This is a genomic window from Leisingera sp. ABD4_442 (assembly GCF_056160905.1).
In genome coordinates this window covers 1-14,089 of the sequence record NZ_JBSWYB010000060.1, presented here as the reverse complement: position 1 = coordinate 14,089, position 14,089 = coordinate 1, and the positions used below count along the sequence as shown (strand labels likewise).

14 protein-coding genes are annotated in these 14,089 nt (G+C 63.9%); 5 read left to right on the top strand and 9 right to left on the bottom strand.

From position 1 onward, the window contains the following. Window positions 1-96: 96 nt before the first annotated feature. From ACXAHG_RS22750 to ACXAHG_RS22725, 6 genes are all read right to left on the bottom strand, one after another. The gene (locus tag ACXAHG_RS22750) at window positions 97-1,278 is read right to left on the bottom strand and encodes a CaiB/BaiF CoA transferase family protein (protein ID WP_475041255.1); all 1,182 of its coding nucleotides are present in this window, start codon (window positions 1,276-1,278) and stop codon (window positions 97-99) included. Between the two features lie 531 nt (window positions 1,279-1,809). After that, complete coding sequence (locus tag ACXAHG_RS22745; protein WP_475041253.1) at window positions 1,810-2,007, bottom strand: hypothetical protein; 198 nt, start codon at window positions 2,005-2,007, stop codon at window positions 1,810-1,812. 305 nt (window positions 2,008-2,312) lie between these two features. Next, window positions 2,313-3,173 carry a D-amino-acid transaminase gene (locus ACXAHG_RS22740; RefSeq protein ID WP_475060996.1) on the bottom strand — a complete coding sequence of 287 codons (861 nt, stop codon included), beginning with the start codon at window positions 3,171-3,173 and terminating at the stop codon, window positions 2,313-2,315. A gap of 11 nt (window positions 3,174-3,184) precedes the next feature. After that, complete coding sequence (dgcA, locus tag ACXAHG_RS22735) at window positions 3,185-4,150, bottom strand: N-acetyl-D-Glu racemase DgcA (protein ID WP_475060994.1); 966 nt, start codon at window positions 4,148-4,150, stop codon at window positions 3,185-3,187. A 152-nt stretch (window positions 4,151-4,302) separates the two neighbouring features. Then, window positions 4,303-5,304: an N-acetyltransferase DgcN gene (gene dgcN / locus ACXAHG_RS22730; protein WP_475041249.1), complete on the bottom strand. Its 1,002-nt coding sequence runs from the start codon at window positions 5,302-5,304 to the stop codon at window positions 4,303-4,305. 116 nt (window positions 5,305-5,420) lie between these two features. Then, window positions 5,421-6,689 carry an MFS transporter gene (locus tag ACXAHG_RS22725; RefSeq protein ID WP_475041248.1) on the bottom strand — a complete coding sequence of 423 codons (1,269 nt, stop codon included), beginning with the start codon at window positions 6,687-6,689 and terminating at the stop codon, window positions 5,421-5,423. Between the two features lie 222 nt (window positions 6,690-6,911). On the opposite strand from ACXAHG_RS22725, the gene ACXAHG_RS22720 reads away from it, so the two are divergent. Beyond that, window positions 6,912-7,871 carry an L-malyl-CoA/beta-methylmalyl-CoA lyase gene (locus ACXAHG_RS22720; protein ID WP_475060992.1) on the top strand — a complete coding sequence of 320 codons (960 nt, stop codon included), beginning with the start codon at window positions 6,912-6,914 and terminating at the stop codon, window positions 7,869-7,871. Window positions 7,872-7,945: 74 nt separating this feature from the next. After that, the gene (locus tag ACXAHG_RS22715; protein WP_475041246.1) at window positions 7,946-8,548 is read left to right on the top strand and encodes a hypothetical protein; all 603 of its coding nucleotides are present in this window, start codon (window positions 7,946-7,948) and stop codon (window positions 8,546-8,548) included. 401 nt (window positions 8,549-8,949) lie between these two features. Here ACXAHG_RS22715 and ACXAHG_RS22710 read toward each other — a convergent pair whose 3' ends face one another. Next, the gene (locus ACXAHG_RS22710) at window positions 8,950-9,402 is read right to left on the bottom strand and encodes an Lrp/AsnC family transcriptional regulator (protein ID WP_475041244.1); all 453 of its coding nucleotides are present in this window, start codon (window positions 9,400-9,402) and stop codon (window positions 8,950-8,952) included. A 73-nt stretch (window positions 9,403-9,475) separates the two neighbouring features. On the opposite strand from ACXAHG_RS22710, the gene ACXAHG_RS22705 reads away from it, so the two are divergent. Further along, complete coding sequence (locus tag ACXAHG_RS22705; RefSeq protein ID WP_475060990.1) at window positions 9,476-10,072, top strand: LysE family translocator; 597 nt, start codon at window positions 9,476-9,478, stop codon at window positions 10,070-10,072. Window positions 10,073-10,155: 83 nt separating this feature from the next. On the opposite strand, the gene ACXAHG_RS22700 is transcribed toward ACXAHG_RS22705, so the two are convergent. Further along, complete coding sequence (locus ACXAHG_RS22700; protein ID WP_475041242.1) at window positions 10,156-10,989, bottom strand: AraC family transcriptional regulator; 834 nt, start codon at window positions 10,987-10,989, stop codon at window positions 10,156-10,158. A gap of 127 nt (window positions 10,990-11,116) precedes the next feature. On the opposite strand from ACXAHG_RS22700, the gene ACXAHG_RS22695 reads away from it, so the two are divergent. Beyond that, the gene (locus ACXAHG_RS22695) at window positions 11,117-12,079 is read left to right on the top strand and encodes an acetyl-CoA carboxylase carboxyltransferase subunit alpha (protein WP_475060988.1); all 963 of its coding nucleotides are present in this window, start codon (window positions 11,117-11,119) and stop codon (window positions 12,077-12,079) included. Window positions 12,080-12,338: 259 nt separating this feature from the next. Here the strand turns inward: ACXAHG_RS22695 and ACXAHG_RS22690 are convergent, their stop codons facing one another. Further along, entirely contained in the window at window positions 12,339-12,815 is a 477-nt protein-coding gene (locus tag ACXAHG_RS22690) for an Lrp/AsnC family transcriptional regulator (protein WP_475041239.1), read from the bottom strand. Between the two features lie 143 nt (window positions 12,816-12,958). Here ACXAHG_RS22690 and ACXAHG_RS22685 point away from each other — a divergent pair, with 143 nt between their 5' ends. After that, window positions 12,959-13,999 carry a zinc-dependent alcohol dehydrogenase family protein gene (locus ACXAHG_RS22685; RefSeq protein ID WP_475060986.1) on the top strand — a complete coding sequence of 347 codons (1,041 nt, stop codon included), beginning with the start codon at window positions 12,959-12,961 and terminating at the stop codon, window positions 13,997-13,999. Window positions 14,000-14,089: the final 90 nt, after the last annotated feature.

The following is a 14,089-nucleotide window of genomic DNA, read 5'->3' as shown; positions in this document are numbered from 1 at the left end:
CGCCATGCGCGGTGCCGGGCCCAACTGCTGGGGGTGCATTTTCAATGCAGATCCGGCAGGCGGGAGCCCCCTTAGGCCTGGTAGATAAACGCTGGCTCAGGCCACCACGCCGCGCGATTTCAGCGCTGCAAATGCCTCTGGCGCAATCCCGAGCTCTGCCAGGACGGCAGCACTGTCGGCGCCATGCTCCCGCGGGCCATGGTCCAGCGCCGGACCGCCGTGGCCGTAGGCAAAGCCTGCGACCGCAAACTTTTGCCCCCCGGCCTCCTGCACCACGCCGCGGGCCGCGTAATGCGGCTCCTCCAGGCTTTCCTCCAGATACCGCACCCGGGCCGCGGGCACATGATGCGCGTTCAGCAGCGCCTCCCATTCCGCAGCTGTCCGCGTCAGCATGACCTCCGCCAGCACCTCTGCATCCCACACCCTGCGCGCGGCGATATCCTGGCGCGGCGTCTCCGCGATAGCCTGCGCCTCTGCCGGGCGGCCCAGGGTGCGCATCAGCGCCGCCATCTGCTTGCTGGTATAGGCGCCGATCATCACCGTGCCCTCTGCCGTCTGATAGGCCGCATAACCGGCCAGTGCGGGATCCTGGTTGCCATGCGGGCGCGGCCCCTTGCCGGTGTGCAGCGCCTGCGCCGTGCCGGAGTTCTGCAGCATCAAGGCCGCATCCGCCATCGCCACGTCAATGCGCCGCCCCTGCCCCGTCACCGCCCGCCCATAGAGCGCTGCTGCAATGGCAAAGGCCGCCTGCGCGCCAGTGCCGTAATCCACCATCGCAGGCCCGACCCGCAGCGGCTCCTGCCCTGCTGCGCCATTGGCAGCCATGATGCCGCTGAAAGCCTGGATCACCGTGTCATAAGCGGGGTGCTCCGCCTTTGGCCCTTGCTGCCCGAAACCGCTGATCGCGCAATAGATCAGATCCGGCTTCAGCTCCGACAGCTGCTCATAGGTAAGTCCCAGCCGCCGCACCGCCGGCAGGGTGTAGTTCTGCACCACCACATCAGCTGTCCGCACAAGATTGGCAAAGATCTCCCGGCCCTCCGGCTTGGCCAGATCCAGCGCCAGGCATTTCTTGCCCGCCCCCTGGGCCTGAAAGGACAAGCCCATCCCCTGAGCATTCAGCTCCGGATCGGCACCTTCGGTGCGGGTCATATCCGGCTGGCCTGGGGGTTCGATCTTGATCACCTCTGCCCCCAGCGCCGCCAGCTGATAGGCCGCAAACGGCCCCGCAAAAACATGGGTCAGGTCAAGCACCCGCACCCCTTCAAATGGCCGCATGAAATCTCCTCCCTGCTCAGGACAGGCTAGGCGTTCAGCCACGCGGCCACCGGCCCGTTTCCGCCGCCGCAAGCGTCGTTTTCAGGTCTTGGGGCGAAGCCCGGACAACAGGGGCGCTGCCCCTCTTGGCCTGCGGCCAATTCACCCTGGAGTATTTAGAACCAGAAAGAAGCAGCGGCAGGAGAGGCTCCGGGGCCAGGATACCGCCACTCCCGCAAGGCAGGAATTACCTCGTCCCGCCTGCCGCATGGGCTGATACCGGCAGCACAGGACATCGATGGTTTTATGAGAATGAGAAGCGTGATTTCAACCCTGGCCCTTGCCGGAGCCCCGTTGCTCCCCGCCGCGTTTGTGCCGCACGCCCTGCAGACTGCGGCGGCCGCAAAAGCTCTCCCCCAGCAGGGCTGCCATCTGGAAAAGGCACCGGCGAGTTTCACTGCCACTGACACACGCAGAAGGCCGCCTGCCCGGGCGGCCTTTTCGCTCAAAAACAGGAACAGGTTTATGCGGCCCGCTGCGGGGCCCGGCTGCTTAGTTCAGGAACCGGCCCAGCAACCGCGCGGCCAGCGACCCCTTGGCCGCATCGCCGGAAGCCGCTGCAATCTCAGGATCAATGGCCTCTTCCGCGGTCAGGACCCGGCGCACGGCGGCCAGGATCTCTGCCTCGCTGATCTCCGCAGGCGACCCTTCCAAAACTGCGGCAAATTCCGGCTGACAGGTCTGATCCATGGTGCAACTCCAAAACGTGAAACTCTGGCACATACCCAAGACGGCGGGGCACTGCTTTCTATGCACCCACCCTATCCTATTTCGCCGTTGACTGGCCCATTTTGTGTAAAATTAGTTAAAATCCCGCCGCGAATACCTGCTTTCAAGAACAGTCTCCCTGTATAGGCGGGATTGTCGGTACTCTGGCGCCAATTGCGGCCAAAACTTCGCTCCAAACAGGTGCCGGACATGCTCCAAGCGCAGAATCCGCAACAAAAAAGACCGCCCAGCAGGGCGGCCTTCTGCATCAGTCCGGGCTGCAGGCCTCAGACAGCTTTCTTGCGGCTTTCTTCCAGGTAGATCTCGCGCAGGCGCTTGGCGATGGGGCCTGGGGTGCCATCCCCCAGGGTCACACCGTCGATCTCCACCACCGGCATCACAAAGGCACTGGCAGAGGTGGTGAAGGCCTCATCCGCCTCTTTTGCCTCGTCGATGGTGAACAGGCGCTCTTCGACTTCCATCTGCGCTTCTTCCGCCAGCCGCAGCACCGCGGCGCGGGTGATGCCGTGCAGGATGTCGTTGGACAGCGGCCGGGTCACGATCTTGCCGTTCTTGACATAATAGGCGTTGTTCGAGGTGCCCTCAGTCACGTAGCCGTCCTCGATCAGCCAGGCATCGTCGCAGCCCGCTTTCTTGGCCATCATCTTGCCCATCGACGGATACAGCAGCTGCACGGTCTTGATGTCGCGGCGGCCCCAGCGGATATCCTCGATCGAAATGATCTTGGCGCCTTTGCGCGACGCCGGGCTGTCAGCCAGGCCCGGCTTGTTCTGGGTGAACAGCACCAGCGACGGCGGAGTGTCTTCGGACGGGAACACGAAATCCCGGTCGCCGTCGGAGCCGCGAGAGACCTGCAGGTAGACCAGACCTTCCTCGATGCCGTTCAGCTCCACCAGCTTGCGGTGGATTTCCAGTAGTTCGTCCTTGGAGCAAGGGCAGGCCATCTCCAACTCGTTCAGCGACCGCTCCAGGCGCACGGCGTGGCCTTCAAAGTCGATCAGCTTGCCATCCAGGACCGAAGTCACCTCATAAACCGCATCGGCAAACAGGAAGCCGCGGTCAAAGATCGAGATCTTGGCCTCATTTTCCGGCAGGTATTCGCCATTCACATAAACGGTGCGGGTCATTGTCTCTCTCCTCAGCCCCAAAGCTCAGCTGCAGGCGGGTGAACCCCGTCCTGGTCGAATGTCAAAGGTGTTGCGCGGTCTTCGGCCAGAAGCAGCGGCCCGTCAAGATCCGTTACCGCCGCACCTTGCGCCACAAGCGTCGCTGGCGCCATCGCCAGCGAGGAGCCGACCATGCAGCCGACCATCACCTGATAGCCTTCGGCCAAGGCCTGCGCGCGCAGTTTCAGCGCCTCAGTCAGGCCGCCGGTCTTGTCCAGCTTGATGTTGACCACATCATATTTACCCTTGAGCCCCGGCAGGCTTTCGCGGTCATGGCAGCTTTCGTCGGCGCAGACCGGAACCGGGCGTTCCATGCCGATCAGGGCCTCGTCCTCACCCGCGGGCAGCGGCTGCTCCACCAGCTCCACACCCAGGCGCACCAGATGCGGCGCCAGCTCGGCATAGACCTCTGCTGACCAGCCCTCATTGGCGTCAATGATGATCTTGGCATCCGGCGCACCCGCGCGCACCGCTTCCAGGCGGGGCATGTCGTCAGGCGTGCCCAGCTTGATCTTCAACAGCGGGCGGAAGGCATTTTCCGCCGCCTGTATCTGCATGTTCTCAGGCGTGTCGAGCGACAGCGTATAGGCGGTGATCTCCGCCTTGGGCTCCGGCAACCCGGCCAGTTCCCAGACCCGTTTACCAGCTTGCTTGGCCTCCAGGTCCCACAGTGCGCAGTCGACCGCGTTGCGGGCAGCACCTGCGGGCAGCAGCGATTGCAGCTCTTGCCGGGTGAAATCGGCAGGCAGGCCTTCGATCTCGGCGGTCACGCTCTCCAGCGTTTCATTGTAACGGGCATAAGGCACGCATTCGCCCCAACCGGTCACGCCGTCCTTCTCCACCTTGACGGTCAGCACCTTCGCTTCGGTGCGCGAGCCGCGCGAGATGGTGAAGACCTGCGCCAGTCTGAAGACGTCCGGGGTGACGGTGATGTTCATGAAACTGCCCTTTCCTGCGGCCCTGCGCGCGCCGCAGCGGGCCTTGGCACGATGCCCCTCATCCGGTGCACCTGCTCTTTCATCTTGCTAAAAGTACTCCCGCCGGAGGCATCCCAGGCTGCACCTGAACTCCTCCGGCGGGGGCTGTTAGATCAGACCGCGGCCAGCGCGTCCACCAGGCGGCCTGCGCCATGGCGGTACGGGTCGACAGCGGGCAGGCCCATGCGCTCTTCAACTTCCGCCAGATACTTGACGGCTTCGTCTTCGGACAAGTGCTGAGTGTTCACCGAGATACCGACGATCTGGCAGGCCGGGTTGGCGCGCTGCGCCAGCGGCAGCGCAACGTCGCGCAGCGATTCCAGGGTCGGCACGTCATATTCCGGCAGGCCGCGCATATGGGTGCGGGTCGGCTCGTGGCACAGGATCAGCGCGTCCGGCTGGCCGCCGTGCACCAGCGCCATGGTAACGCCCGAGTAGGAGACGTGGAACAGCGAGCCCTGGCCCTCGATCAGGTCCCAGTGGTCGTCGTCGTTGTCCGGGGTCAGATACTCGATGGAACCGGCCATGAAGTCGGCGATCACAGCGTCCAGCGGCACGCCGTGGCCGGTGATCAGGATGCCGGTCTGGCCGGTGGCGCGAAAGGTCGACTTCATGCCGCGCTTCTGCATCTCGTTGTCCATCGCCATGGCGGTGTACATCTTGCCGACCGAGCAGTCGGTGCCGACCGCCAGGCAGCGCTTGCCGGTGCGGGGCTTGCCGTTGGCAATCGGGTAGCCGACGGTGGGGACGCGCACATCGTGCAGGGTGCCGCCATGGGTCTGGGCCGCGGCCACCAGGTCGCCTTCGTCGCGCAGCAGGTTGTGCAGGCCGGAAGCCAGGTCATAACCCATTTCCAGCGCTTCGATCAGCACTTCCTTCCAGGCCTCGGAAATCACGCCGCCACGGTTGGCAACGCCGATCACCAGGGTCTTGGCGCCGGCTTCCTTGGCTTCGGCCAGGGTCATATCCTTGATCCCCAGGTCGGCGCCGCAGCCCGGCAGGCGGATCTGGCCGACGGCGTGGTCAGGACGCCAGTCGCGGATGCCGATGGCAACCTTGGCGGCCAGCATGTCAGGCGCGTCGCCCAGGAACAGCAGATAAGGGGTCTCGATCATCGCGCTCATCCTTTGAAAAAGTTAGTCGCGCCAATTTCGGGCTAATTCTGCGCAAAGTCCTCTCGAAATCGCGCAAGAAAGTTACCCACGCACGATTTTCTTCGGCGATTCACTTACTATGTCGAAGATTCTCCCCCTATGCTGCCGGTTCTGTGCGTTTCTTCCTCTTCGGCCCATGATTCCGCCTGCAGAACACCCGGCTGCGCCACGCCAATCACCCCCATCGCCTGGAACTCGCCGGTGTCCTCCGGCGCCTCGGTGGTTGCGCGCCGGGCAATGGCGATCAGCACCACGACCACGCCAACCGCTATCAGCAGGTATTGCAGCCCCCGCCCGTCGGCGAGGCTGATCATGTTCGGGCCGATCAGGACGCCAAAGAACTGCCCCAGCTGCAGCAGGAACGCCATGGTGCCGCTGGCCGGGACCACCTGCCCCGGCTGCAGCTGGTCGTTGGCGTGGGCGGCCAGGATCGAATAGACCGGCAGCGTGGTTGCCGCAATGACGGAGAAGCCGATCACGATGCGCGACGGCGCGGTGTCCACTGCCATCCACAGGGCCACCAGCGCCGAGATCCCCGACAGTGCAATCACTACATAACGCCGGTCGGTACGGTCCGACAGCCAGCCCACAGGATATTGCACCAGCGCCGAGACAATCAGCGCAATCACCAGCACGCCGGAGGCCTGCGCCTCACTGAAACCGTTCTGCAGCGCATAGAGCGGCAGGCTGATGTACCAGGCCACCACGCCGGCGCCCATGATGACAATGCCCAGCACCGTCATCGGGGAAATCTTGTAAAGCCGCGTGACCGGCATCCGGTCCGGGGCGGAATAGTCGGGGGCGCGGATGTTAGACAGCAGCAGCGGCACAATCGCCACCGAAAGCAGGATCGAGGTGACGCCGAACAGCATGTTGCCGCTAGGGTCCGGCAGGCCGACCATCGCTGTGCCCAGTGCCGGGCCTGCAGTCTGAATGATGAAATAGACCGACAGCACCTGCGCCCGGATCCGGTTCTCAGACTTGGCGTTGAGCCAGCTTTCGGTGATCACATAGAGACCGGGAAAACAGAACCCCGCCAGCAGGCGCATCGCCGCCCAGCTGACCGGATCTGAGGTAAGCAGATGCGCAATAGCCGCCACCGAGACCATCGACGCCAGTGCCGAAAACACCCGGATATGGCCCACCTTCTCGATCAGCCGCGGCGTTAGCATGGTGCCGGCCAGCGCGCCCAGCGGATAGCAGGACTGCATGATTGAAATTTCCAGATCGGAAAACCCCAATGTCGCTCCGCGGATGGTCAGCAGCGTCACCAGTAGCCCGTTGGCCACCATCAGCATCATCATGCCCAGGAACAGGGCCCAATTCTCGGTCAATGCGCGTTTCATGAAACTCCTTTGCTGCACGGGGCCTGCAGCCCGCGCCTTGCCTACCCCTAGAGGGGCGGCGGCGGCGGTTTCGCGCATGTTTGCGACGGAAACGGCGCAAACGGGATTGCCGCAACGCGGCGCCCTTCGCCGCAAGTGCAAAATCCGCTTGCAAGACGATGCGCAATTTAATAACCCCAAGAGCGAAAAATCTGCAATTTCCTTACCCCGGGAGGTCTCCGCATGTCATTCCGCATCCAGCCCGCAGCCCCTGCGCGCCCCAACCGCTGCCAGCTGTTCGGCCCCGGCTCCAAGGTTAAGCTGTTCGAAAAGATGGCGGCCTCAGCGGCGGATGTCATCAACCTCGACCTTGAGGATTCGGTGGCGCCGGATGACAAGGATCAGGCCCGCGCCAATGTGATCGAGGCGATCAACACTGTCGATTGGGGCAACAAGTACCTGTCGGTGCGCATCAACGGGCTCGACACCCCTTACTGGTACCGCGATGTGGTGGATATTCTGGAGCAGGCGGGCGAGCGGCTCGACCAGATCATGATCCCCAAGGTGGGCTGCGCGGAGGATGTCTATGCGGTGGATGCGCTGGTCACCGCCATCGAACGCGCAAAAGGCCGCAGCAAGCCGGTTTCCTTTGAGGTGATCATCGAGTCGGCAGCGGGTATCGCCCATGCCGAGGATATCGCCAAATCCTCCCCCCGCCTGCAAGCGATGAGCCTGGGAGCTGCCGACTTTGCTGCCTCGATGGGGATGCAGACCACCGGCATCGGCGGGACGCAGGAGAATTACTACATGATCCGCGAGGGCCAGAAGCATTGGTCCGATCCCTGGCACTGGGCGCAGGCCGCGATTGTCGCCGCCTGCCGCACCCATGGCATCCTGCCGGTCGACGGCCCGTTCGGCGACTTCTCCGACGAGGACGGCTATATTGCGCAGGCGAAACGGTCTGCGACATTGGGAATGGTCGGCAAATGGGCGATCCACCCCAGCCAGATCGCGCTGGCCAACCAGGTGTTCACCCCGTCGGACGAGGCAGTGGCGGAAGCCCGCGAGATCCTGGCCGCGATGGAAGAGGCCAAGGCCTCCGGCGCCGGGGCAACCGTTTACAAGGGCCGTCTGGTCGATATTGCCTCGATCAAGCAGGCCGAAGTGATTGTGGCGCAGGCCGAGCTGATCGCGGGCAGCTGACGCCGGTCCGTGATGCGAAGGTTCTGAAGGGCGTCCCGGCGGGGCGCCCTTTTTTGGCTGGAATGGAAGGTTTCATGGCAGGTTTCACCTTGCTGCACACCGCGCAGCTTCACGCGGACACGTTTGACAGGCTGGCGCCGGAGGCAAATCTGACGCATCACGTCCGCCCCGACTGGCTGGCACGGGCGCAGAGCGGGATTGATCTCACCCTGTGCCAAGAGATCACCGAGGCAATCCAGGCGGCTGAGGGCGCGGTGCTGTGCTCCTGCACCACCATCGGCGAAGTGGCAGAGGAAGCGGGTGCCATCCGTATTGACTGGCCGATGATGCAGGAAGCGGCGCGTATTGGCGGGCCGGTGCTGATGGCCTATTGCCTGGACAGCACGGCTGAACCCTCCCAAGCGCTGCTGCACCGGGCGTTTGGAGACCGTGACCCGCAGCTCACCTGCCTGCACCTGGGACGGCAATGGCCGCTGTTTGAAGCAGGTGAGAGCGACGGCTTTGCGCAGGCCATTGCCGCGGATGTCTTGAAAGCGCTGGACGGGGGCGCCTTCGGCTGCGTGGTGCTGGCACAGGCCTCGATGGCGAATGCGGCGGGGGCCATCCGCGCAAGCTCAGATGTACCGGTGCTGGCCTCGCCGGAGCTGGCGGCAGCATACCTGCTCGCGCAACGCTAGCTGCCCGGCCAAGGCCCCTGCCCCGCCGGTCTTGTCTGTCTCTGTTTCAGTGTCCTGCGCGTCAAAGCTGTCAGGCGGTTAGGAATTGGCGGCGCCGCCAACAATGGCGGAGGCGGTACGGGCGTATCCGCCCGCGTGCTAAACGTTGTCTCTGCACGTCCCCTGATTAGAGGGAACCTGTTCCTGGGGTGCCGGGGGTGTCAGGCCCGGCGGTAACCGCGATCGGGGAGTACTATGGCCGCAGCATCTTAAGATTGGGAAAGCGATGCGTACGCAGGCTGCGCAACACTTGCGGCCGAGGGCCTGCTGCAAAGGCCGCGCAGTGAGTATTTACAGCAAGATAAAAGAGCTGCTTCGTTTCACCTTGCCGAAAATACTCCAAATCCACGGCTGGCCGGGGATCACGCCCGCATGTCCTTGGGCGAGCCCATCACCACATAGGTCGTGATTCCGGTGACATAGGGCGAGGTGCCCAGGATATCGGTATGGAACCTCTTGTAACTGGGAAGATCGGCGCATTCGACGCGCAAAAGGTACTCGATGGTGCCGGTGATATTGTGGCACTCCACCACCTCCGGTGCCGCCTGCATGGCGCGTTCGAAGGCTTCCTGCGCTTCCTTGGTGTGCTCGCCCAGGCCAACGCCGATGTAGGTGGCAAAGCCAACCCCCAGTTTCTGCCGGTCCAGCACCGCGCGGTAGCCGGTGATGACGCCCGCGCGCTCCAGTTCCTGCACCCGGCGCAGGCAGGCGGAGGGCGACAGGCCCACCCGCTCCGCCAGTTCCAGGTTGCTGATCCGGCCGTCGCGGGAGAGCTCTTGCAATATCTGCTGGTTTATCCGGTCACTTTTCGCCATTGATTGCGAAAGTAGGCACATCGCAAGGCAAAACGCAATTTCATTTGGCCTGTTTGGCGCAATGATTTTGCGCATGACTTATGAACTCCTCACCGCGCTTGCGCTTTTCGCCTTTGTCTCCTCGATCACGCCGGGGCCGAACAACCTGATGCTGATGGCCTCCGGCGCCAATTTCGGCTTCCGCCGCACCATTCCGCATATGCTGGGGGTGGCGCTGGGGTTCGTGTTCATGGTGCTCTTGGTCGGTGCCGGGCTGGTGCAGGTGTTTGATGCCTTCCCGGTCAGCTACACGGTGCTGAAAGCGGTCTCGGTCGTCTATCTGCTGTGGCTGGCGTGGAAGATCGCCAATGCGGCGCCGGTGCAGGCGAAGGGCGCGGAAGGCCGCCCGATGACCTTCCTGCAGGCGGCGGCGTTTCAATGGGTGAACCCCAAGGCTTGGGCAATGGCGCTGACCGCGATCAGCGCCTACACGCCGGACCAGACGCTGGCGGCAATCCTGCTGGTGGGGGTGATTTTCGGCGCCATCAACCTGCCCTCGGTCGGCTCCTGGACGGTTCTGGGCCAGCAGATGGCGCGGTTTCTGACCAGCCCGCGGCGGCTGGTGCTGTTCAACTGGACCATGGCGGTGCTGCTGGTGGCCTCGCTCTATCCGGTGATCTGGCCGCAATAGCGTTCATCACCGGCCCGCAGGGGCGGAGCGCCCGCCCCCGCGCAAGAGGGCCGGCGCTGCCCTGCCTGCAGCAGGGCGGAAGGTTACTTCAGGGGCAGGCAGATCTCGGTCAGCAGCTCCTCCGGCGCAGTGTCGCGCGGGTTGTTCAAGTAAATCTCATAGCAGGGCTGATCAGCCGGTTCCTCGCCCGACTCCGGCAGCCAGTTGCCAAACAGGCTATGATAGGCAGCGTGGATCCCGGAGTACGGCCCTTTGTAGGTGAGGACCGCGGTTTTGCCGCCTGGGAGGCTGACTTCCTCCATACCGTCCGGAACCGCACTGCCACTGAATTCCGCTCCTGCAAAGCTGCGCAGATCCGCCTCTGCCACGTCTTCGGGGCTGTCGAAATAGACGCCCAGAACCGCGCCCAGCTGCGGCCAGAGCCGGCGGCTTTCGCAGATCGCGCCAAAGGCCTCAAAGCTCTTGCCGATCTCGTGGTAGGCGCCCTTGTGCGGCAGGCCGGCCAGGCGGCGGGCGGGGTCGGTGCGGGTGATCACGTCATACATGGGATAACTTCCTGTTCTGAGGGGTGGGTTGGGCAGCCGCACCTGGCCGTCGCGGCGGAAGGCCGCCGGGCTGCTGCCGTAAGCATCAGAGAACGCACGGGAGAAGCTGTTCTGGTTCGGATAACCTGCGCGGGCGGCCACCTGCGCAAGGGGCATATCGCCGGTGACCAGCCAGACCGCAGCCCGGTGCAGCCGGATGCGGCGCACCGCCTGGGCGCAGGTTTCGCCGGTCAGGGCCCGGAACACCCGGTGCCAGTGGAACCGCGACATGGCCGCCACATCCGCAAGCTGGTCCAGCGACAGGTCGCCGTCCGTGTTGTCGTGGATATAGGCCAGAACCCGCAGGATCCGGTCTTCGTAGCTGGCGGCCATTGGCGGCGTCTCCTTTTGCGTTACTCTGCCCTCTGGTGATGGCATGAGCGTAGATCACAAATCTTGCTGAGTTGCATCTTGGCGCCGCTAAGGCCATATAGCTGCAAACCTGCAGAGCAGAGGCAACATGACCCAGTATCTGGAATTCGAAAAACCGCTGGCCGAAATCGAGGGCAAGGCGGAGGAGCTGCGGGCGCTGGCGCGCGCGAACGAGGAAATGGATGTGGCAGACGAGGCTGCGGCGCTGGACGCCAAGGCCGCGCAGCTGCTGCAGGATCTTTATCGGGATCTGACCCCCTGGCGCAAATGCCAGGTGGCGCGCCATCCGGAGCGTCCGCATTGCAAAGACTACATCGAAGCGCTGTTCACCGAGTACACGCCGCTGGCCGGCGACCGGAACTTTGCCGATGACCTGGCGGTGATGGGCGGCTTGGCGCGGTTCAACGACCAGCCGGTGGTGGTGATCGGCCACGAGAAGGGCAGCGACACCAAATCGCGGATCGAGCGCAACTTCGGCATGGCGCGGCCTGAGGGTTACCGCAAGGCGATCCGGCTGATGGAAATGGCCAGCCGCTTCAATCTGCCGGTGATCACGCTGGTGGACACCGCCGGCGCCTACCCCGGCAAAGGCGCCGAAGAGCGCGGCCAGTCCGAAGCGATCGCCCGCTCGACCGAGATGTGCCTGAAGATTGGTGTGCCGCTGATCTCGGTGATCATCGGCGAAGGCGGCTCTGGCGGCGCAGTAGCCTTTGCCACCGCCAACCGCGTGGCGATGCTGGAGCATTCGATCTATTCGGTAATCAGTCCCGAGGGCTGTGCCTCGATCTTGTGGAAAGACGCCGAGAAGATGCGCGAAGCCGCCGAAGCGCTGCGCCTGACCGCGCAGGATCTGAACAAGCTGGGCGTCAACGACCGGATCATCCCGGAGCCGCTGGGCGGCGCCCACCGAGATGCCAAAGCCGCGATCAAATCTGTCAGCGGCGCCATCCAGGAGATGCTGAACGAGCTGAAGGAGATGGACGCGGCTCAGTTGATCAAGGACCGGCGCCAAAAGTTCCTGGATATCGGCTCCAAGGGGCTGGCGGCGTAAGCGCTGCGAAAATGCAAGACTGGAAACCCGGCCTGAGCGCCGGGTTTTTTTGTGCATCGCACTGAAACCAGCGCAACACAGCCTGCTTGGCAAGACAGAAGCGGAAACCCGCAGACAGGCCCGGACACAAGGCGGGCTGATCGTAAAATGCTACCCATGCCGCGCCCAAACCCTGCAGCGCCCGTGCGGCACCCGCGCGGCCGGCGCCACTGGCCCAACTGCAAAGGCCTGCAGGCAGGCGGGAGCACCCGCTTGCAATTCAGAACCGCAGCTCACCCACCGGCAGATGGCTCGACGATTTCAGCTCCCGCAGGGACAGGCTGGATTTAATGCCCGACACCCCAGGCAGACGGCGCAGGACAGTTTCGACAAAACGGCTGTAGTCGTCCAGGTCGCGTGCCACGACCTGCAGCAGGAAATCCGCGTCGCCGGTGGTGTTGTGGCAGGCCAGCACATTGGGGCTGGCTTCGATCGCGCGCTGGAAATCTGCCGTTGTGGCCGCGTCGTGCTCGGTACAGCTGAGCTGGACAAAAGCCATCACGCCAAACCCCAGCGCGCGGCGGTTCAGCACCGCCTGGTAGCCTTGGATGACGTCCTCCTCGTTCAGCCGCTTCAGCCGCCGCCAGCAGGGGGTCTCGCTGAGCGACAGGCGTTCAGCAAGCCTGGCATTGGAAAGGCGGCCGTCCTTTTGCAGGTGATCCAGAATCAGGGCATCCGTTTTGTCAATTTGCACCATTTAGGAAGACTCCTGCTTATTTCCGGGGCTTTAAGAAAGATTGCGCCTCAAACCTGCCAGATCAAAGAGGGAAAAGAAATGCTCTCCCCAAGGATGCCTTGCTAGAAAGGCCCGATCCCGCACCACTGAGAGGACCTCCCGCGATGAAAGCTGTTGTGTACGAAAGCTTTGGCCAAGCGCCGCAAGTGAAAACCGTGGACGACCCTGCACCCGAAGCCCATGGCGTGGTGATCAAGGTCGAGGCCACCGGCGTTTGCCGCAGCGACTGGCACGGCTGGATGGGGCATGACCCGGATATCACCCTGCCGCATGTGCCGGGGCATGAGCTGGCGGGAACGGTGATGGCCGCAGGCAAGGATGTCCGCAAATGGTCAGCCGGCGACCGGGTGACGGTGCCCTTTGTGGGCGGCTGCGGCACCTGCCCCGAATGCCATGCCGGCCACCAGCAGGTGTGCCACAGCCAGTTCCAGCCCGGTTTCACCCATTGGGGATCCTTTGCCGAATATGTGTCCATCCACCAGGCGGACCTGAATCTGGTGGCACTGCCGGAAGAGATGGAGTTTGCCACCGCGGCCAGCCTGGGTTGCCGTTTCGCTACTTCCTTCCGGGCCGTTGCGGATCAGGGCCGGGTCTCGGGCGGGCAATGGGTGGCGGTGCATGGCTGCGGCGGCGTGGGGCTGTCGGCGGTGATGATCGCCAATGCGCTGGGCGCCAATGTGATTGCCGTCGATATCGCAGAGGACAAGCTGGCGCTTGCCCGGGACCTGGGGGCCATTGCTGCCGTGAACGCCAGTACCGTTGCGGATGCGGCGGAGGCTGTGCGCGAGATCTCCTGCGGGGGCGCGCATGTGTCGCTGGACGCGCTGGGACATCCTGTGACCTGCTTCAACTCAGTCAATTCGCTGCGCAAGCGCGGCAAGCATGTGCAGGTGGGGCTGATGCTGGCGGACCACAGCACGCCCCAGGTGCCGATGGCGCGGGTGATTGCGGATGAGCTGGAAATCCTCGGCAGCCATGGCATGCAAGCGCACCGTTACGGGGCGATGCTGGACATGGTGCAGTCCGGCAAACTGGCGCCGGAGCGGCTGGTGGGACAGGAAATCAGCCTTGAGCAATCGGTGGCAGCACTGATGGAAATGGACCGGTTCCAGTCGGTCGGCGCAACGGTGATCACCCGGTTCTGAGTCCGGCTGGCAGCACCAGGCAGCGCTCCCGCGCCCGCGCAACACCGGCTGGCGCCGGCGCCGCTGGCGGCCTTGGGCCCGGCTCGGCGC